Genomic DNA, 19,380 nt, shown 5'->3' with positions numbered 1-19,380 from the left:
CCCTGCTGGTTCTGACCCTGCTGGTTCTGACCCTGCTGGTTCTGACCCTGCTGGTTCTGACCCTGCTGGTTCTGACCCTGCTGGTTCTGACCCTGCTGGTTCTGACCCTGGCCGTTCTGACCCTGGCCGTTCTGACCCTGCTGGTTCTGCTGTTGCGCAGCGCGCAGCTGCGCGAGTGCCTGGCGCGCATTGTTGAGCGCCTTAACAGCACTCGCCCTCGCGGCGCGCAGCTGTCCGAGCGCGGCCCGCGCATTTGCAGCCTTGTTCTGCGCGTCCTGCTGCGCCGCGTTGTTGCCCCTGTTTGCCGCAGCATTCCGCTGCGCCGCCCGTGCCGCCTGCACCGCTCGCTGGGCCTTCGCCCGCTCGACCCGGAACTGCCTCAACTGCGTGAAGAAAGTCCGCCGCGCGGCGTCGAATTGGTTCCGGGCCTGTTGCACACCACCCTGCTGGCCCTGGCCTTGGCCCTGCCCCTGGCCTTGGCCCTGGCCCTGCCCCTGCCCCTGGCCCTGCCCCTGGTTCTGGTTCTGGTTCTGGCCCTGGTTCTGGTTCTGGCCCTGGTTCTGGTTCTGGCCCTGGTTCTGGTTCTGGCCTTGCCCCTGGCCCTGGTTCTGGCCCTGGTTCTGACCCTGGTTCTGGCCCCGCTGACCCTGACCTTGGTTCTGGTTGTTCTGGATCCGGCCGGCTCCGGCGCTGTTCGCGTTGGCTCCCGAGAGGGAACGCACGTCGCAGTTGGTCCGGGCGGTGCGGTTGTTCTCCATTGCCGAACTGATGCCCGGAATCGTCGTCATCGCGCCGGCCGCCGCCACCGCGGCCACGGCAATGGCGATCTTGATTCCCTTCCTTCCCTTCACACCTTGCATGGTTACCTCCTCGAAATCGGCTGCACTTCGGGTGACAGTTGACCGTCCCTACGTGGCCGACAACGCATTCGGTTCAATGCAGCGAAATAAATTTCCGAGCAGCAAAAAGGAGGGAAATAGAGGTAGGCCCCGCGCCATTTTCAGGCCGGGGCAATCGTCGATTGTCCAATTGTCGCGCACGGCAGAAAGGAATGCAGATCGCCGGCTACCGTCCGATCCACGAGGATGACGTGGGTGCCGAACCGGCGAGCCATCGACATCCGGGATCGACACCAAGAATCGCAGGAAACTCCGCGCCGTTCTTCTACCGAGCGACCCGAGCACCTCTACCGATCGGAAGAGCTCTCGGCGCTTTTCCACAAGCGTGCGAGGTCTCGATCACCCGCACGCGGCGCTCAGTCGTCCTGTGTGGCCGCGCGGATGAGGTTGTGCTCGATGCGTTCGAGGATGCTGAGCGTTTCGGTGCGTTCGGCGGCGGTCAGGTCGCCGAGAGTTCTGTTCTCGAGCTCTGTCCAGATGTTCTCGACCTGCTGTCGCAGGGCGAGGCTGGCGGCGGTGGGTTCGATGATGGTGGCGCGCTTGTCGGTGGCGCACGGGCAGCGCCGCACGAAGCCCGCGTGCTCCAGCCGCTGGATGGTGCGGGTCATGGTGGCGGCGTCCGAGTCGAGCAGGCGTACGAGGTCGGCCGCACGCTGGGGGCCCCGGTCCCACAGGTGCATCATGACCAGTTCCTGGCCGGGGTGCAGGCCCACCCGGCGTAGCAGCTGCCCCACGTGCATCCGGTGCAGCCGGGCGACGCGGAAGATCGCGTGACTGACCGGTCCGTTCCGAGCGCAGGCCGGGACCGGCACGCCCTCCGCGGGATTCGTGTCGGGACAGGTGGGCCCTTCGGCTGACACGGGCGCTCCTCGACCTAAACGTTGTGCAGGCAGGCAATATGGGGACTACCAGTCTATCGGAAGGCCCTAAATCCACCCGGTGCTGGCGCGAGAGCAGCTTCCCTCCGTAGTGACGTCGGTTACGGTGCGGTCCACGACGCCCGATCTGCTGATTTACTTGTTCGGACAGGCAATTCGTGAAGTGGCGTCGAGCGACCCGTTGCGACGCCCGCCAGCGACAAGGACTGGAACATGACGTCAGCATTCGACTCGCACGAGCTGGGCGGCAAGCGCCTGGCGAACCGCATCGCGATGGCTCCCATGACGCGCAGCCGTGCCTACGGTCCCGGCGCGACACCGACAGACGCGATGGCCACGTACTACGCGCAGCGGGCCTCCGCGGGTTTGATCATCAGCGAAGGCGTTCAGCCGTCGGTCGTGGGGCAGGGCTACCCCCACACCCCCGGTCTGCACTCGGACGAGCAGGTCGCCGCGTGGCGCACGGTGACTGATGCCGTACACGCCAAGGGTGGTGTGATCTTCGCTCAGCTCATGCATGCCGGGCGCATCGGTCACCCCAGCCTGCTGCCGGACGGCCTGACCCCCGTCGGACCGTCCGCGGTCGCTCCCGCCGGCCAGATCTACACCTCTCAGGGACCGCAGGACTTCACCACGCCGAGAGAGCTGACCGAGCAGGAGATCACGGAGACGATCCGCGACTTCGCGACCGCGGCCCGTAACGCGATCGCCGCCGGCTTCGACGGCGTCGAGATCCACGGCGCCAACGGCTACCTGGTCCACCAGTTCCTGTCGGCCAACGCCAACCAGCGCACCGACGCCTGGGGTGGCACCGTCGAGGGTCGCATCCGGTTCGGTGCCGAGGTCGCTGCCGCAGTCGCCGACGCCATCGGCGCGGAGCGGGTCGGCTTCCGCATCTCGCCGAGCAACCCCTACAACGACATCGTCGAGGACGAAACGGACGCCGTCTACGTCGCGCTGGTCGACCGGCTGGCTCCGCTAAGCCTGGCCTACCTGCACCTGGTCGAGAGCGCCGACCGCGATCTGACCCGCCGGCTGCGCAAGGAATGGCCCACCACGTTCATCCTCAACCCCTTCACCCACCCCGCACCGACCGGGCCCGAGGCGCTGGAACTGATCGAGGACGGCACCGCCGACGTCATCGCCTTCGGCGCCCTTTTCCTGGCCAACCCCGATCTTCCGGTACGCCTCGCCGCCGGTGGCCCGTTCAACAGCCCCGACCCGGCCGCCTTCTTCGGCGGCGACCACCGCGGCTACACCGACTATCCGACGCTTGCCTGAACGACAGCGGCGCAAGGCCCCCGCCGCCCGCTTCGCAGTGGGCCACGTCACCAGCCGGAACCGGAGAAATGTGCGCTGTCCTGGCGGCGGCCGCTACAAGCCGTCGCCGGGCGGCGGCCGCTACAAGCCGTCGCCGGGCGGCGGGCCGAGCCGGACGAGCCGGCCCGAGCAAGCCGAACGGCCCGAGCAAGCCGAACGGCCCGAGCAAGCCGAACGGCCCGGGCGAGCCGGACGGCCCGGTGCCGGGCCCGGCCGGGTGCGTGGCGGTCATGGAATGGGCGCCAGCGAACGACGCGCGTCAGCCGGCCCAGCGGTAGCGACGCTGCGGTCGTCCGGCCGAGCCGTACCGGAGCCGGACCTCCGCCTTGCCCGCCGTGACGAAGTGCTCGAGGTATCGGCGCGTGCTGACCCGGGACAGGCCGATCCGTTCGGCGCACTCGCCCGCCGAGAGGTCGCCGTCGCAGGCGCGCATCGCCGCGGCGATCAGTGCGGACGTGTCCGCCGTCAGGCCCTTGGGCAGCGGCGCGGCCGCCGTACGCAGCGCCGCGAACAGATTGTCCACGTCGGCTTGTTCCACGTCCGTCGTCTCGGAGAGCCGGCCGTACGCCGCGGCGTAGCGTTCGAGCCGGTCGCGGAGCACGTCGAAGGTGAACGGCTTGAGCACGTAGTGCACGACGCCGCCGTGCAGGGCCGAGCGGACCGTCGACACGTCCCGGGCGGCGGTCACCGCCAGCACATCGGGGCCGTCGCCTCCGCCTTCCCGTAGCCGCCGCAGCACCTCCAGGCCGCTGAAGTCCGGCAGGTAGATGTCCAGCAGCACCAGGTCCGGCCGCAACGCTTCCACCTGGGCCAGCGCGTCGGCGCCGGTGTGCACGACCCCGACCGTCTGGTATCCGGGCACCCGGTCCACGAAGCCGCGGTGCACCCGGGCCACCATGAAGTCGTCGTCGACGACGAGTACCCGGATCATGAGATCGCCTCGAGCTCGTACGGAAGACGGGCCGTGAACGTCGAGCCGGAGACCCCCACGGTCCCGCCGCGGTGCACGCAGATCAGCCGGATCATCGCCAGCCCGAGCCCGTGGTGGCCCCGCGCCTCGTCCTTGGTGCTGTAGCCCTGCTGGAAGACCCGGCTGGCCAACTCGGGGTCGACGCCGGGGCCCGTGTCGGTGACCGTCACCAGCACCTCGCCCTCCCCCGACCGTACGGTCACGGTGATGCGACCGCCCGCGTCGACCGCGTCGAGGGCGTTGTCGACCAGATTGCCCACCACGGTGACAAGGTCGCCGGAGAGCCGGTCGCTGACCGGCGGCAGGTCGGTGCCGTCGCCGATGGCCAGCGTGACACCCTGCTCGCCGGCGAGGCTCGCCTTGGCGATCAGCAGCGCGGCCAGCGCGGTGTCCCGGACGACCTGGGTGACCTCGCGGTCGAGGCTCTCGTGCAGCTCGCTGGTGCGGTTGATGTAGCGGACCACCTCGTCGTGCTCGCCGAGTTCGACCAGTCCGGCGATGGTGTGCAGGCGGTTGACGAACTCGTGTGCCTGGGCCCGCAGCGTGTCGGTGGTGTGCCTGCTGACGTCCAGCTCGCGGCGCAGGGCGGTCAGCTCGGTGCGGTCGCGCAGCGTGGTCACCGACCCGACCGCGCGGTCGCGCATGACCACCGGCTGCCGGTTGAGCACGACGACCCGGTCGTCGCTGAGTACGACCTGGTCGACGCCCTCCGAACGACCGGTGAGCACGTCCAGCAGCGCCGGTTCCAGGCCCTGGTCGTGCAGCGAACGGCCGACCGCGTCGGCCGGCATGCCGAGCAGCCGGATGGCCTCGTCGTTGGCGAGGGTGACGCGGTGCGCGGGATCGGTGCCGATGACGCCTTCCTTGATGCCGTGCAGCATCGCCTCGCGGTGCTCGACCAGCCCGACGATCTCCCCGGGCTCCAGGCCGAGTGTCTGCCGTTTGACCCGCCGGGCCAGCAGGAGCGAGCCGCCGGCGCCCAGCACCGTGCCGAGCACGAGGTAGGTGAGCAGGTTCGCCAGGGCGTCGGCGAGCTGGTCGACCAGGGTCGGATAGGTGCGGCCGACGATGATCAGGCCGATGAAACGGCCGTCCCGCTCGTCGAGGACCGGCACGTGCGCGGTCAGCGACTTGCCGCCCTGGAAGCTGACGCCCACCCAGGACCGACCGGTGAGCCCCGGGCTGTCGCCCATCGCCGCCGCGCGGCCCGCGTCCGGGCCGGTCACGATCGTGCCGGCGGCGTCGATGACCATCACGTACGACGCGCCGGACACCGCTCGGGCGCTCTCCGCGACCGTCTCCAGGGCCTCGCGGCCGAGCGGGTTGCCCAGGCCGAGCCGCACGGTCCGGTTGATGGCCGTGTTCTCGCCGACGGACCTCAGCCGCTCACCCTCGACGCGGCGGAAGGCGGCGTCCGACTCGGTGATGGACACCGCGGCGACGGCGCAGACGACCAGCAGCACGATGGCCAGTTGCAGAATCAACAGCTGGCCGGCGAGCGACAGACGCTGCCTCACGGTGCACCTCCTGGTCGGCGGCGTGCGTTCCACAGCAAAGTGCGTCGGCGCCGCGGATGCAAGACCGATCTGGCGTCGTCCGCGGGAACAGCGCAAGATGCGGTGCGAAGGAGGTGCGGATTGCGGCGGCGAACGATGCTCACGGGCGCGCTGGGTGGTGCGTTGGCGGCCGTTCTGCAGGGTTGTTCCCCCGCGGGCGATTTTTCGGATCTGCGGGTGATGGTGCCGAATCCGCCCGGCAGCGGGTACGACATCACTGCCCGGGTCCTGGCCCGCGCGCTGGACGCGGCCGGCATCGCCCGCGGCGTGGAGGTGTTCAACCTGCCCGGCGGCAGCGGGGTGGTCGGGCTGCGGCGCCTCGCGTACGAGCAGGGCAACGACCGCCTCGTGATGGTGATGGGACTGGGGCTGGTGGGCGCCGAACTCGCCGCCGGCGCGCCCGCGACCCTGGCGGGCACCACGCCCGTCGCCCGCCTGGTCGAGGAGCCGGCCATCGTCGTGGTCCGCCGCGACTCGCCGTACGGCTCGCTGGACGAGCTGATCGACGGGTGGCGGGCCGACCCGGCCGGCGTGCGGGTCGGCGGCGGCTCGTCGATCGGCGGACCGGACCACCTGGCCACCATGCTGCTCGCCGAAGCGATCGGCCTGTCCCCCGCGCGCGTGGCGTACACCCGGCAGGACGGCGGCGGCGACCTGCTCGCGGCGATCCTCGGCCGCGAGGTGGAGTTCGCGATGTCCGGGCTGAGCGAGTACGCCGACCAGATCAAGTCGGGTCAGCTGCGGGCGCTCGCCGTGACCAGCGAGCGCCCGGTCGACCAGGTCGCCGCACCGACCGTACGCTCGGCCGGGATCGACATCGTCGTCAACAACTGGCGCGGAATCGTCGCCCCGCCCGGCCTGGCCGCGCCTGAGGCGATCCGGGCCTTGATCGCGGCGCTCGACGCGTCGCCGGAGTGGGCCGACGCGCGGGCCCGCTTCGGCTGGACCGACGCCTACCTGGCCGGTGACGCCTTCGCCCGGTTCATGGCGGACGAGCGCGGCCGGGTGGCCGGCGTCCTGAACCGGCTCGGCGTCACCGCCCAGGCCTGATCGCGGTAGCTGAGCCAGCCCGCGGCGGAAAACCGAAGCCAAGAGAGGAAGGATCAATCGTCTTCCGCGAACGCCAGCCGCTCGGTAACGGCGGGACGTCCCCGCAGCCGTGCCACGATCCGCGGCAGGTACGGCACCAGGAGCGCCACCACCACCAGGGCGAGCAGGGTCACGGTGAGCGGACGGGTCACAAAGACCGTCAGGTCCCCGTCGGAAAGCACGAGCGCCCGGCGGAACTGGAGCTCCATCATCGGCCCGAGGATCAGCCCGAGGATGACCGGTGCGATCGGAAAGTCGAAGTGGCGCATCCCGAAACCGATCACCCCCACGCCGTACGCGATGAAGACCTGGTTGACACTGCCGGTCGCGGCATACACGCCCAGGGTGGCGAAGACGAGGATGCCCGCGTACAGAATGGGTCTGGGGATCTGCAGGACTTTGACCCAGACCCGGATCAGCGGGAGGTTCAGGGCCAGCAGCAGCACATTCCCGACGTAGAGCGAGGCGATCAGCGCCCAGACCAGCTCGGGTGAGCGGTCGAAGAGCTGCGGGCCGGGCTGCAGGTTGAAGATCTGGAACGCGGCCAGCATGACGGCGGCGGTCGCGGACGTCGGAATGCCTAGGGTCAGCAGCGGCACCAGGACGCCCGAGAAGGCGGCGTTGTTGGCCGCCTCCGGACCGGCGACGCCTTCGATCGCGCCCTTGCCGAACTCGGCACGGTTCTTCGAGCGGTGCTTCTCGTAGGTGTACGACAGGAACGTGGGGACGTCCGCGCCGCCGGAAGGCAGGGCACCGAACGGGAATCCGACCGCGGTGCCGCGCAGCCACGGCGCCCACGAGCGGCGCAGGTCGTCACGGCTCAGCCAGCCCCGCCCCGATGAGCCGGGCTCCAGCGGAGTCACGTGCTCGGGCAGGCCGCGCAGCCTGCTGGCCACGTGCAGCGTCTCACCGATCGCGAAGAGCCCGACGATCACCACCACGATGTCGATGCCCTCCAACAGTTCCATCGTGCCGAAGGTGAACCGGGCCTGACCGGTCAGCCCGTCGATCCCGACGAGACCGAGGAACAGACCGAAGATCAAAGACATCATTCCGCGTACGAGGGAACGGCCGACCAGAGCCGTGACCGCGACCATGGCCAGCAGCGCCAGCGCGAAATAGTCGGCGGCGCGGAACGTGGTGGCCAGTTTCGCCACCGGCTGGGCGAACAGACTCAGCAGCAACGTGGAGATCGTGCCCGCGACGAACGATCCGATCGCCGCCGTCGCGAGGGCCGCCTTGGCGCGGCCGCGCCGGGCCATCTGATAGCCCTCGATGGCGGTCGCCACGGACGAGGACTCGCCGGGCGTGTTCAGCAGGATGGACGTGGTCGAACCGCCGTACATGGCGCCGTAGTAGATGCCGGCGAACATGATGAACGTGCCGATCGGGTCGTCCAGGCTGAACGTGACGGGCAGCAGCAGGGCGATGGTCAGCGCGGGGCCGATGCCGGGCAGCACGCCGACGAAGGTGCCGAGGGTGACGCCGATCGCCGCGTACAGAAGATATTCGCCCGTGAGCACCGTGCCGAAGCCGGCGAGCAGATCACCGAAGACGTTCACAGCGGAAACACCCCCGCGGGCAGGAAGATGTCGAGGAACCGGGTGAAGCCCAGGTAGACGGCGATCGGCAGCACCACGGCGACGATGACGTCACGGACCAGGTTGCGGCTGCCGAGCACCCGCGCGGTGGCGACGGTGAACAGCGCGGCGGAGACGACAAACCCGGCGTACTCGAGCGCGACGGCGAAGCCCACCAGGGCGGCCAGCACGCCGGCCGGAGCCCACCATCCGGGCTTGTGCTGCTCCTGGTCGGTCGCCTCGGTGGCATCCACGGTCGTTTCGCCGGCGACATCGGGCATCGGTCGCTGCCGGGGCCGGAGCTGCGTGACGAGGTAGACACCGGCGACGGCCACCCACGCGACGGTCACGACGACCGGCGCGAGCCGCGGGCCCCGCAGGCCGAAGTCGCCCTCGGCCGTCAGCGCCGACCAGAGCAGCAGAAGGCCCGCGACGAGCAGGACGCCCGCGAGGACGGCTTGTGCGGAGACGCCGGTGCGGCGGCCCGTGGCGGACCGCCCCACCGGTTCGGAACGCGGCTCCATCTAGCCCAGCCCGATGTCGGTCAGGACGGTCGTGATGCGCTCGTTCTCGCTCTTGAAGAAGGCGGCCGCCTCGTCACCGCTCTTGTAGAAGTCTTCCCAGCCCTGTGCCCGCATCGCCGAGGTCCAGCCCGGAGACGAGTGCAGCTTGTCGATGAACGCGGTGATCGCGGTCTTGTCGGCGGCGCTGATGCCGGGCGGTGCCACGACCCCGCGCCAGTTCATCAGCTCCACGTCGAACCCCTGCTCCTTGACGGTCGGTGCGGGCTTGCCGCCGCCCACGTCGACGCCCGTGGCGCCGGAGACCGCCAGGGCCCTGACCTTGCCCGCGGCGACCAGGTCCTTGAACTCGCTCTGCCCGGAGACCGCCGCGGTGAGGTCGCCGGCGAGCAGCGCCGCCTTCGCCTCACCGCCGCCGGAGTACGCGACGTACTTCATCGCCTTGGGGTCGGCGCCGGCCGCCTTGGCGAGCAGCCCCACCAGGATCTGGTCGGTGCCGCCGGCCGAGCCCCCACCCCAGTTGACCGAGGCCGGGTTCGCCTTGGCGTCGTCCATCAGCTGCTTGAGCGTCGTGTACTTCGACGCCGCCGGCACGACGATGACCTCCTGCTCGGCGGTCAGCGTGGCGATCGGGGTGATCTGATCGAGCTTGACCGGCGACTTGTTCGCCACCACGCCGCCGACCATCACGAGCCCCATGACCATCAGGTGATGCGGGTCGCCCTGGTTCTTGGAGACGAGTTGCGCCAGGCCGATGGTGCCCGCGGCGCCCGTCACGTTGGAGACCTCGACACCCTCGTCGAGCAGCTTGCCGTCGGTCATGACCTTCTGCATGGTGCGCGCCGTCAGGTCCCATCCGCCGCCCGGCGCGGCCGGCACCATCAGCTGCAGTGTCTTCGTCGGGTACCTGACCTCGCCACCGGCCGCGTTCCTGTTGCCGGCGGTGTCCTTCTGGCAGCCGGCGGCGGTCGCGGCGAGCAGCGCCGCCGCGGTGGCCGCGAGAATCCGGCGCGACCGTCGAGCGGTCGGTGAGGGTTTGTCCATGGTCCGCACGGCGGTCCTCCTCGGATCGGCGCGTTACCGCGCCGTTAGGGATGTGTTGCGCCGATGCTGCGGCCGAACCGTCATGCCGTCACGCTTACGGTCACGGTGTTCGTTGTGGCCTTTCTGGTCGTGCGCCGCCCTGGGCGACGTGCGCGCGTGGTTTGCTCGCGGCGGCGTCGCGGGTCGCCCGCTCGTATGATCCGGCAGTGGAGGATGGAGTTTCTGTCGATCGGAGATCCGGCTCACCATGACCGACGACGGCCTTACTGCCTTCAGCGCCCGCCGACGGCTGCGGTCGACGCTGCGCCGGATCCGGGAAAACCTGGGTCTCACCCAGAACCAGGTCGCTGCCGAGCTTGACTGGTCGATCTCGAAGTTCACCCGGATCGAAGGCGGGACGGTGTCGATCGGCGCCAGCGATCTCCTCGCGCTCTGCGTGTTCTACGGCGTCGGGCCCAGCGTTCAGGAACAACTTCTGCACTACCGGGAGCGCGCGAAGGGAAGGAGTTGGTGGCATCCCTACAAGGCCGTCATGCCCGCCTCGATGGCTACTCTCGTCGACCTCGAGTCCGACGCTGCCGCCTTGAGGATGTTGGCGACCACGGAGATTCCCCACCTGTTCCAGACCGACGAGTACGCCCATGCGTCGGTGACCGCGCAGTTTGGCCCGGTGCCGAGCGACGAAACCACGAGTCGGACCGCGCTTCGGCTCGCGCGGCAGTCGGTATTGACGCGACCCGACGCGCCGCAGGTGACGCTGCTGCTCGACGAGTCGGTGTTGTACCGCGCTGTCGCGGACGCCACCGTCATGGCTCGCCAGCTCCTACGGCTGGCGGAAATGTCCCGCCGTCCGAACACAGACCTGCGGATCTACCCGTTCGAGGCGGGCGCCTACGGGTATCCGGGCGGCCTCGTGCTGATCGAGCATCGCGCGGTCGAGGACGGCGTCACTCTGTACTACGACACGGTCGAGGACGCCACGACGGTGGAGGACCCGACGGAAGTGCGACGGCACCTCGCGGGGTTCGAGGCCCTGTGGGACAAGGCTCTGGACCGTAACCGAACGAACCATTTGCTCCATCATGTCGCTACCCAGTACGCCGAGTCGGGGCATACCCGACCTTGGCTGTGACTGTCAGCGCAGCAGCGCGGCTTCCAGCGACTCGATCGCCTGGGGATTGGCGTCGGCGTCCCCATTGACCAGCTCGACGCAACGGGACGCACCGTCGTCACCGGAGTCGAGAACAAGGCCCGTCACGAGACTCCGCCACGGCGCGGACGTCAACCCGCTGCGCCACAATCGCACCGTCGACCGCCACCAGTCGACGCAGTCCGCGCCGGGCGGCGCCAACTGCCGCAGCGAGGGCGGCCGGTCGGAGAGGAGCACCGCGAAGGTGACGAGGTTGGCGGTGTAGGCGGCGATCATCCGCACGACGTCGACCGGCACCGGCTCGTAGCGGCCGTAGCTTCCCGCCGACCGAGCCCGTGCGGTGGCCAGCAGATCACCGACGGCCGCTCGGGCCGCGCCGCGCCGGGTGGCGGGCATCCGTGCGGCGATCTGCTGGGCGAACTCGACGACCGGGCGGCGCTGCTGCAGCGGCTCGTGCGACAGCAGCGCCCGGATCATGCTGTCGTCGGCGGGCTCGTGTGCGGACGGGTCCGAGAGGTAGAGCTGATTCCCCGCCGCGAATCCCGCTATCAGCCGAAGCAGCCGCTCGGCGATCAGGTATTCGCCGAACGTGGCGTGCAGGAACTCGTAGGTGCGCCGGTCGTCCCCGCTGCCCTTGTCCGCCTGGGCGGTGTGGATGAAGAAGAAGTCCGCGACCGTTCGCTGACCGTGGGTCAGCGGTGCGTGGAAACCGCTCTGCGGCACCGTCGCCTCGGCCCGGGTCAGCGCGTCCAGGTCATGGTCGAGATGGTGGTCGCTGACGTGCTGACGTCCCCGGTTGAACATGGCGAACGCCGCGACACTGAGCCGCCACCGGCGCTCATTGAGCAGCCTTTCCAGTTCGGTTCCGGTCGGCGCCCGGTCTTGTTTGTCGATCACCTGGCGCCTAATGAAGGTGTCCAGCAGCCTCTCGTAGAGGGTGGCCATCGACATTTCGGCGTCGTCGAGCGTCGGCGCGTCGCGATCCGCCGCGTACATCGCGAGCATGGTCAGCAGCAGCGGCTGCCCGGCCAGCGCGCGGTGGACCCGGACCGCGGCCAGGCTGAGCGGCCGGAAGCCGGGCGAGCCCCGGTTGGCCCTGTTCCAGTTGGAGAGCCAGGCGGCGATCTGCTCGTCGTCGAAGTCCTCGAGCTTCATCAGGAGGGAGCCTTCAGGTACGCGCGCACGGTCCACCACCAGTGTCCGCGACGTGACGATCACCGCCACAGCGCGGCCGAGGTCGTGTTCCTCGGTCTGGAAGCGCCTGACTTCGGCGAGGTACCCCGATTGGGTAACCCCGGTGGCCTGCACCAGTTCGTCGAATCCGTCCAGGATGATGACGCGGGTCAACCCCGCGCTCTCATCCGCCAGTCGGCCCCAGGTGACCGTGTCGTGCAGGACGTCACGCAACGCCGACTCGACCTGGTTGAGAATGCTGTCCTCGGGGTTGACCCTGCGCAGCTGCACCGGGACGACGGTGAATCCCTCGGCCGGCAGTCGAGCGGCGAGGACGTTGCTGAGCAGTGACTTGCCCGCCCCGGGATGCCCGAGGACGACGAGCGGACACCGGGCCGCGTCGGGATGCGCCAGATAGCCGGCCATGAACTCGTCCAGATCCGTGCGCACGGGCTGCCGCGACCACCAGGACTCCTGCGCCGGCGCGGCCGACGGATCGGCGACCGCGACGCGAAACCGCGGCGTGATGAACCCGTCGGCCACAGAGGGGAAGGAGAGCCCGTCCGGGGTGGACTCGGAACGCAGCAACGGCTTCTGCAGGACCGCCGTCGCGGCCGAGATCAGCTTCCAGCGGTAGGAGGCGCGCTCCGGTCGTTGCGCCGCCACGGTGAGCGCGAGCAGATCGTACAGTTTTCCCAGGGTCTCGGATTGCGACCGCAGCAGCGAGGTGACCCGGGCACCCATCGCACCGATGTCGAACCGGGTAGCGGCGTGCTCGCCCAGGCTCGCCCAGACAAGAAACTCCGGCGCGTCGACGCCCAGCCGCAGGTACCGCTCCCGGTAGAGCACCTCCCAACGCCGCACCGCGCTCGTGCGTAGAGCCTGCGAGTCGACGCCGAGGTGCTTCCAGACCCGGAGCCCCTCGAAGAAGGCCACCGCGTCCCGGATCAGCCGGTCGACCCGGCCGACCAGCTCGAGCTGGATGTTCTCCTCGAACCCGGCGCGCGGTGACGGCAACGGCAGGTCGAGCCGGACCAGGTGATCGATCCAGGACGTCTGCGTGACGACGTCCCCTGGCGCGCTCGCCAGCTGCACCTTCTCGGCGTCGCTGAGCTCGAGCGCGCCGAAGCTCGGACCGATGTGCTCGCTGATGGCGTCGAACAACGCGGAGAGCACCAGCGTCGTGTGCGCCGCGGCGATGAGATCGTGCCGGTCGCGGCCCTGTGCGCCGCGCACCCGTCCACTCACCGTGTCGAGCAGGCCTCGCACGATCCGGGTCAGCTCCATCTTCGCGTCGACCAGGCCGAGCGCGGGCGGGAATACGATGGCGCCGAGCAGAATGCCTGAGCCGACAGCCCGATCGACGACGTCCAGGACCGGCCGGTCGATCTTTCCCAGCAGCGCGGCGGCGCCCGCGTAGGTCAGCGGTGAATGGCCCATGGCCAAACGTTACCCACCTCTGGAACCGCTTTCCCATGGCACATATCGCGCGCGGTCCCGCCAACTCTGGCGACGGGGTCGCCGCCGCATTCCGCGACGATCGGAGACCAACCGCCCCTGCCACCGGAACTCGGCTTCATGAAAGGCCTGGGCAAGCTGCGCCACGTCGTGGAGCGGAAAGCCGCGGTCTTGACCCAGTAGTAGACCCAGGTGCCGCGCCGCGCCGATCGGGCCAGCGCCCAGCGCCCTGCCTCCGCGGATCAGCTCGGCTCCCACCTCCTTGGGGCGGCGTCGGAGGCCAGGATTCGGTGACACCCGAATCGTGGATGCCTTACCACCGGTGCGCCCACCATGTCCGAAACAATCATCCGACAGAGAGTAGGGTCAATGTTCCTTCGACGTAGCGCCGCCGCCATGGGCGCCATCCTGACTGGATGCGGCATGGTGCTGGCGATGGTGCAACCCGCCGCCGCTGAGCCGAACTGCGACGTGCCGGAACCGCCGCCCATCTGTGGCGGGGGCGGCGGTGGCGGTGGCGGTACCACGCATGCCCCCAAGCTTTTCATCGACTTGGCACAGCAGGACACGTCCCAGTCGTCGGTCCACGTCCAAGGCTGGACCGCCGACCCGGATGGTCCCACCACGGCCCTGACCGTCCACGTCAAGGTCGACGGCAATGAGGTGAACGCCGTAAACGCGACCGTGCACCGGCCTGACGTCGCCGCCGCCTATCCACGATTCGGGGCCGCCCACGGCTTCGACGTGTGGGTGCCGGCGTCGCCGGGACAGCACACCATCTGCGTCCTGGCGGTCGGCGTGGGCACGGGTGGAAACACGGAGCGCTGCGCCGCGATGGACGGTATCGTCCAGTTTGAGGCCCATGACATCGCATACGATATGGACCATGCTGTCCTGACCGAGATGTCGTTGGAGCAGCTCGACAAGGTGACCAACCGCAATGACACCGCGGTGCAGCAGTCCACCGAGATCAGCGGCTCCAAGACCACGACCGACACCGAGACCTGGTCGAACACCAAGAGTGTCAAGGTGACGGTCTCCACCTCTATCAAGGTCGGATTCCCCATCTTCGCCGACGGCAAGGTCACCGTTTCCGCGGAAGGTTCGTACAGTGGCACCGACGGCGGTTCGGTGCAGCGGGCCCGGTCGTTCTCGTGGCGACAGCCCGTCCTCGTGCCGGCTCGCTCCATCGTGGAGGCCACCGTCACGGTCGCGCATGCCAAGGTCGCCGTGCCATACACGCTGAGCGGCGAGTACATCTACGGCAGTGGTGCCCGGGCCGCCGGCACCATCGGCGGTACGTTCAAGGGCGGCAACAGCGAGAACCTCACCGTCGTGCTCAGGCAGTACAACCTCAACGGAACACCGGCCGCGGCACCGGTCCGGCAGCCCAAGGCAACGCTGCTAAGGGTGCGCTGAGCTACCAGACGGCTGCCGGGGCACCTGCCTGCTCCGGCAGCCGGCCTGTCCCGCTCGGCACGCCACCCAAGCCGACGCTGTGGCGACCGCGCGGCGCCACCTCACCCCTTCCGACCACCGCACAAGCGCCCTCAATACTGCAACGGCACTTAGCACGGACGGCGTCGACGTCCCAGTCCGCCCAGCGCAGCAGGAGCTGCATCCCGTCGGGTGAGGTGTCCCCGGCCTGCTCGGCCGACGGCCACCCGTTCTTACGGTCCAGGCCGGCGACCAGCCCTGTCAGGTACTGCCGGGCACGCCGGCGCGGCTCCGAGCGGGTGAACCGGCCCGCGATCCGGGCATGCGGCCGGTCCGACTCCACCGACCACTGATCAACCTCGATCAGTGCCACACTCGGACCAACGAGCCGATCATCGATACGTTCCCCAGACCTCAGACGGCCGGACGTTCTGTCTCACCTGGACGGGCTACCAGGAGAACGCGGTCCGGTCGCCCGCCGCGGTGCTCTCGCCGCCGGCGTTCGTCACGATCACGTGTCCGGTCGCCCGGGCGGCGCGCCCCGGCACGGTGATCGTCAGCTGGGTCGCCGACGTCACCTTGAACGTGGCCTTGACCCCCGCCGCCATCACCAGCTTCGTGCCGGTGAAGTTGGTGCCGGTCACGACGACCGTCGTCGCCTTCATCGTGCCCCGGTGCACCGACAGGGCGGTCACCGTCGGCTTGGGCGGTGCGAGGTAGCGGAAGTAGTTCGCGGGGGTGCCGGCGCTGGTGCCGCCCGGTGTGGTCACCCGGACGTTGTCCCACGTGCCCGCCTTCTGGGCGGGGAACACCGCTCGCAGCTGGGTGTTGGACAGCACCGTGAACGACGCCCGCGCCGGGCCGACCGTCACGGCGGTGGTGCCGGTGAAGTCGGTGCCGGTGAGGACGACCGTGGTCGAGACGTTGCTCATCCCCTGGTCGACGGAGAGGCCGGTGACGGCCGGTCGCGGCGGGTTCACGTACGTCAGACGACCGGCCGCCACGGCCTTGCTGGTCCCGTACGGTGTGGTCACCGTGACGTCGACCGTTCCGGCCGCACTCGGCGGGGCGGTGAACGTGAGCGCGGTCGGCGACAGGACCTTGACCTTGCGAACCACGGCCTTGCCCACCGTCACCGTGGTGGCGCCCGACAGGTCCGTGCCGGTGATCGTAACCTCGGTGCCGTTGACGACCGACGCCGTCGACGTGCTGAGCGCCTGTACGGCCGGCGGCGGGATGTAGGTGTAGGTGGTCGCGGGTGTCGCCGTGGTGGTGCCGATCGGGTTCTCCACCGTCACATCCACCACGCCACCGGCGACGCTCGGCGGAACGGTCGCGGTCAGCTGAGTCGGGGTGACGGTCTTGAGCGTGGCGCGGACCTTGCCGAAGCGGACCGCGCTCACGCTCGCCAGGTTCGTGCCTCTGATCGTCATGGTGCTTCCGCCGGTGGTGGCGCCGCCGCGGGTCGACAACGCGGTGACCGTCGGCCGGGCGATGACGGCGGGGCGCTGGCCCAGACCCTGCATAGCCTCGTCGACCGCGAGGTACTTCGGCGCCTGGTCGATCGGCTGACCCTCGTACTCGACGAGACCCCACGAACCCCACTTGGACACCGAGCCGCCCGAGGCGAACAACGCGAGGGTGCCGCCGCCCAGCTCGCGCCACTGGCTCAGGTACTGCGCGTACATGGTGCGCATGCGGGGGTGGCGGTTCGCGGCGTACATGATCTTGTTGACGGCCTCGTTGTTCTCGCCGCCGGCGATGCCGGCCAGGTGCTGGCCGCCCTCGTACCCGATGAGGTCCAGGTCGTACTTGTCGGCGAGCGCCTTGTACAGGGTGATCCAGACGCGGATCTCCTGGTTGATGGCGCGCTGACAGTTGTCGAGTACGCCGTTCACGCCGGCCTTCAGCACGCCCGCGGCGGCCGTGGGAGCGCCGGGGTTGATGAGCTTGCCGGTGCGCAGGTAGTCGCCGTCGCAGCTGAAGTAGGGCGCGATCGCCACCGCGTCGGCCTCCCGGTAGGCGTTCTGCCAGGACAGGACGGCCTCGCCGCTGGCCGGGAAGGCGGCCTGGGTGGCCAGGACCCGCACCACGCGACGGTCGGCGTCGGCACCGAAGACCTCCCGCCAGATCCGGAAGATCTCGACCGAGCGTTGCGCCTGCATGTGCAGCTTGGCCTGCCATTCCCATCCGGGATTGAACATGCCCTTGGCGACGCCTTGCTGCTGCGCCCACTTCGCCTGCGCGAAGATGCCGTTCCAGACCTCGTTGGAGAACTCGACGTAGATCTTGCGGTCCGGGTCGACAGTGTCGCGGATCGTGGTCGCGAACTGGCGGATCCAGTTGTCGTCGGCGAGATGCGGCATCGTGAACCAGGGGTCGGCGCCGACCCGGTTCGCCAGCCGCGCCATGATCTGCGGTGCGGCGCCATTGCCCTGCCGCGCGGAGTGCTCGGTCGGATACTGGTCCCAGGTGACCTGGTGCGAGTTGTTGGCCTCCATCCAGTCCATGAACCGCAGCGTCTTCATGCCCCGCAGGCGCTCCAGGAACAGCGGGTGGAACTCCTGCTCGGCACCGGTGTGCTCGTAACCCGGCATCCACACGTGGATGTCGCGCACGTAGTCAAGGGGATCGGTCTCGCTGATCCGCAGGAAGTGGCCACCGGGGTTGCCGACCTCGAACTCGAACCGGTTCGCGGTCACGTTGCTGGTCGTGCCGCCGCCCCAGATCGACACCTTCCCCTTGCCCTTCCAGGTGACGACGAACTTGCCCGCCGGGTACGGGGAAGGGCTGAGCAGGATCGCGGCGTCCACCGACGCGTCCTTCTCGAGTTTGGTCACCCAGCCGTCGGCGTCGAGGTTGAGCGCGGGGCCCAGACCCCAGCCGGCCCCCACCCGCTGCGAGATCCAGTAGCGGGAGGTCCGGAAGGCGTCCACGAACTGCCACTCGGGCATCCAGTCGCTGATACCGCCCACGTTGACGCCCAGGCCCACCTCGCCGGCCGAGGCGGACGCCTCGCTCCGCACGCCGACGCTGTCCGCGGCGGCGACCGCCCGCGCGGGCACAACGGGCAGGAGCACCGCGACGGCGGCGAGCGCGGTCGAGATCGACGCGGCGCGCCGAAACGCCGTTCGGAACACTGAGCGGTTGCCCGTACGGACGTGAGTCATCATGCCTCGCTGTTCGTGGGGAGCTGGGTTCAACCAGAATCGCCGGCCCCGGGCGCGGCAGGGTGTGGGACCGGTTGCGGTCCGGGTGCGTCGCACGCGCATGTTTTGCCGACAAGCGGGGTACGCGCCTCCCCCATCACTCTTGTCGGAGGTGATCGATCAATGACTACCGCTCGGGCGCGCGCGGCGTCGCACCGCTCACTCGTTCAGACCGTGGCCCTCGCTGTCGGCGTCGTGTTCCTGCTCGTCGGCGTCCTGGGCTTCATCCCCGGCGTCACGACCGGCTACGACGCCATGACCTTCGCCGGACACGAGTCCGACGCCGAGCTGCTCGGCGTGTTCCAGGTGTCCGTGCTGCACAACATCGTGCATCTGCTGTTCGGCGCCGCGGGCCTGGCGATGGCACGCACCGCGGCGATGGCGCGCCTCTTCCTCATCGGCGGCGGCGCCATCTACCTGGTGCTCTGGCTCTACGGGCTGATCATTGACCACGCCAGCGCCGCCAACTTCGTCCCGGTCAACACCGCCGACGACTGGCTGCACTTCTTCCTGGGCATCGCCATGATCGGCCTCGGGCTGCTCACCACACGTCGCCGTACCGTCTGACCGGACGCGGTGCCGCTCTCGGCTGGCCAGGAGCGGCACCGCGCTCCGCTTCAGTCGTCGCTGTCCTTCTTGACGGTCGCGGTGATGAAGGAGCCCTCGGCCACCGTCGAGCCGGCCTTCGGGTCCTGTGACACGACGATCCAGTTCGAGTCGATGACTGGAATCCGGTTCGCGCCCGTGACGTCCTTCGCCGGCGCCACGTGCAGGCCGGCCGCGCGCCAAAGATCCTGTGCTGACTGATAGTCCAAGCCGACCCCGCGGGGCACCTCAATCTTGGCGGGCTTCGGAGCTTTCACCTTCGTGGAAGCCGCTTCCGCACTCGCGACTGCCTCGGAGGGCGTGGTCGCCGCCGTAGCGGTCGCCGCCGGAGCCGGTCCCGCGGCCTGGTCGGGCGCACCGCAGGCGGCCAGCGCGAGCATGGTCGCCGTCATGACGACTGTGGCGGAACTTGCCCGCGGCAAAGCCTGGCCAAGGTGTCGACCACTCACATTTCCTCCGTTGGTGGTAGATCAACCGTCAGCCTCACGCA

General features: G+C 69.4%; 15 protein-coding genes and 1 pseudogene. 6 read left to right on the top strand and 10 right to left on the bottom strand.

Features of this window, described 5'->3' with window-relative positions; genetic code table 11:
* Positions 1-902: hypothetical protein (locus AB0M36_RS06815; RefSeq protein WP_364153514.1), on the top strand; the 902-nt coding region annotated here is incomplete at its 5' end.
* Positions 903-1,255: 353 nt separating this feature from the next.
* On the opposite strand, the gene AB0M36_RS06810 is transcribed toward AB0M36_RS06815, so the two are convergent.
* Entirely contained in the window at positions 1,256-1,759 is a 504-nt protein-coding gene (locus AB0M36_RS06810) for a MarR family winged helix-turn-helix transcriptional regulator (RefSeq protein WP_364153511.1), read from the bottom strand.
* A 231-nt stretch (positions 1,760-1,990) separates the two neighbouring features.
* On the opposite strand from AB0M36_RS06810, the gene AB0M36_RS06805 reads away from it, so the two are divergent.
* Positions 1,991-3,058 carry an alkene reductase gene (locus AB0M36_RS06805; protein ID WP_364153508.1) on the top strand — a complete coding sequence of 356 codons (1,068 nt, stop codon included), beginning with the start codon at positions 1,991-1,993 and terminating at the stop codon, positions 3,056-3,058.
* Between the two features lie 298 nt (positions 3,059-3,356).
* Here the strand turns inward: AB0M36_RS06805 and AB0M36_RS06800 are convergent, their stop codons facing one another.
* Together AB0M36_RS06800 and AB0M36_RS06795 are read right to left on the bottom strand one after the other, a co-directional pair.
* Complete coding sequence (locus AB0M36_RS06800) at positions 3,357-4,028, bottom strand: response regulator (RefSeq protein ID WP_364153505.1); 672 nt, start codon at positions 4,026-4,028, stop codon at positions 3,357-3,359.
* A complete protein-coding gene (locus tag AB0M36_RS06795) occupies positions 4,025-5,584 on the bottom strand; it encodes a sensor histidine kinase (RefSeq protein ID WP_364153503.1) in 1,560 nt (519 codons plus the stop codon). Before AB0M36_RS06795 ends, AB0M36_RS06800 begins: the two co-directional genes overlap by 4 nt.
* Positions 5,585-5,704: 120 nt before the next feature.
* Between AB0M36_RS06795 and AB0M36_RS06790 the strand changes: the two genes are divergently transcribed.
* On the top strand, positions 5,705-6,673 hold the full coding sequence (locus tag AB0M36_RS06790) for a tripartite tricarboxylate transporter substrate-binding protein (protein ID WP_364153501.1): 969 nt from the start codon (positions 5,705-5,707) through the stop codon (positions 6,671-6,673).
* Between the two features lie 53 nt (positions 6,674-6,726).
* Here the strand turns inward: AB0M36_RS06790 and AB0M36_RS06785 are convergent, their stop codons facing one another.
* Genes AB0M36_RS06785 through AB0M36_RS06775 form a run of 3 tightly spaced genes read right to left on the bottom strand, consistent with a single transcriptional unit; the run spans position 6,727 to position 9,857 of the window.
* Complete coding sequence (locus tag AB0M36_RS06785; RefSeq protein ID WP_364153498.1) at positions 6,727-8,274, bottom strand: tripartite tricarboxylate transporter permease; 1,548 nt, start codon at positions 8,272-8,274, stop codon at positions 6,727-6,729.
* Complete coding sequence (locus tag AB0M36_RS06780) at positions 8,271-8,816, bottom strand: tripartite tricarboxylate transporter TctB family protein (protein WP_364153495.1); 546 nt, start codon at positions 8,814-8,816, stop codon at positions 8,271-8,273. The genes AB0M36_RS06785 and AB0M36_RS06780 overlap by 4 nt, the downstream gene beginning before the upstream one ends.
* Positions 8,817-9,857, bottom strand: a complete 1,041-nt coding sequence (locus AB0M36_RS06775) for a tripartite tricarboxylate transporter substrate binding protein (RefSeq protein WP_364154281.1) — start codon at positions 9,855-9,857, stop codon at positions 8,817-8,819. It lies immediately after the preceding gene.
* Positions 9,858-10,104: 247 nt separating this feature from the next.
* Between AB0M36_RS06775 and AB0M36_RS06770 the strand changes: the two genes are divergently transcribed.
* Positions 10,105-10,989 (top strand): helix-turn-helix transcriptional regulator, encoded by an 885-nt coding sequence (locus tag AB0M36_RS06770; RefSeq protein ID WP_364153493.1) that lies wholly within the window; start codon positions 10,105-10,107, stop codon positions 10,987-10,989.
* Between the two features lie 3 nt (positions 10,990-10,992).
* Here the strand turns inward: AB0M36_RS06770 and AB0M36_RS06765 are convergent, their stop codons facing one another.
* Positions 10,993-13,620, bottom strand: coding sequence for a hypothetical protein (locus AB0M36_RS06765; protein WP_364153490.1), 2,628 nt, complete (start codon positions 13,618-13,620; stop codon positions 10,993-10,995).
* 387 nt (positions 13,621-14,007) lie between these two features.
* On the opposite strand from AB0M36_RS06765, the gene AB0M36_RS06760 reads away from it, so the two are divergent.
* Positions 14,008-15,057: an ETX/MTX2 family pore-forming toxin gene (locus tag AB0M36_RS06760; protein ID WP_364153488.1), complete on the top strand. Its 1,050-nt coding sequence runs from the start codon at positions 14,008-14,010 to the stop codon at positions 15,055-15,057.
* 154 nt (positions 15,058-15,211) lie between these two features.
* On the opposite strand, the pseudogene AB0M36_RS06755 reads toward AB0M36_RS06760, so the two are convergent.
* Positions 15,212-15,439: pseudogene (locus AB0M36_RS06755) on the bottom strand (IS701 family transposase); the annotation flags it as partial.
* An 85-nt stretch (positions 15,440-15,524) separates the two neighbouring features.
* Positions 15,525-18,248 (bottom strand): IPT/TIG domain-containing protein, encoded by a 2,724-nt coding sequence (locus AB0M36_RS06750; protein ID WP_364153485.1) that lies wholly within the window; start codon positions 18,246-18,248, stop codon positions 15,525-15,527.
* 159 nt (positions 18,249-18,407) lie between these two features.
* On the opposite strand from AB0M36_RS06750, the gene AB0M36_RS06745 reads away from it, so the two are divergent.
* Positions 18,408-18,851, top strand: a complete 444-nt coding sequence (locus AB0M36_RS06745; protein WP_364153483.1) for a DUF4383 domain-containing protein — start codon at positions 18,408-18,410, stop codon at positions 18,849-18,851.
* Between the two features lie 50 nt (positions 18,852-18,901).
* On the opposite strand, the gene AB0M36_RS06740 is transcribed toward AB0M36_RS06745, so the two are convergent.
* Positions 18,902-19,270 carry a PASTA domain-containing protein gene (locus AB0M36_RS06740; RefSeq protein ID WP_364153481.1) on the bottom strand — a complete coding sequence of 123 codons (369 nt, stop codon included), beginning with the start codon at positions 19,268-19,270 and terminating at the stop codon, positions 18,902-18,904.
* Positions 19,271-19,380: the final 110 nt, after the last annotated feature.

It is taken from the genome of Actinoplanes sp. NPDC051346, assembly GCF_040682215.1.
In the GTDB taxonomy this organism is placed as follows: Bacteria; Actinomycetota; Actinomycetes; order Mycobacteriales; family Micromonosporaceae; genus Actinoplanes.
The sequence above is the reverse complement of the archived record's forward strand: the minus strand, read 5'-3'. Positions and strand labels throughout refer to the sequence as shown.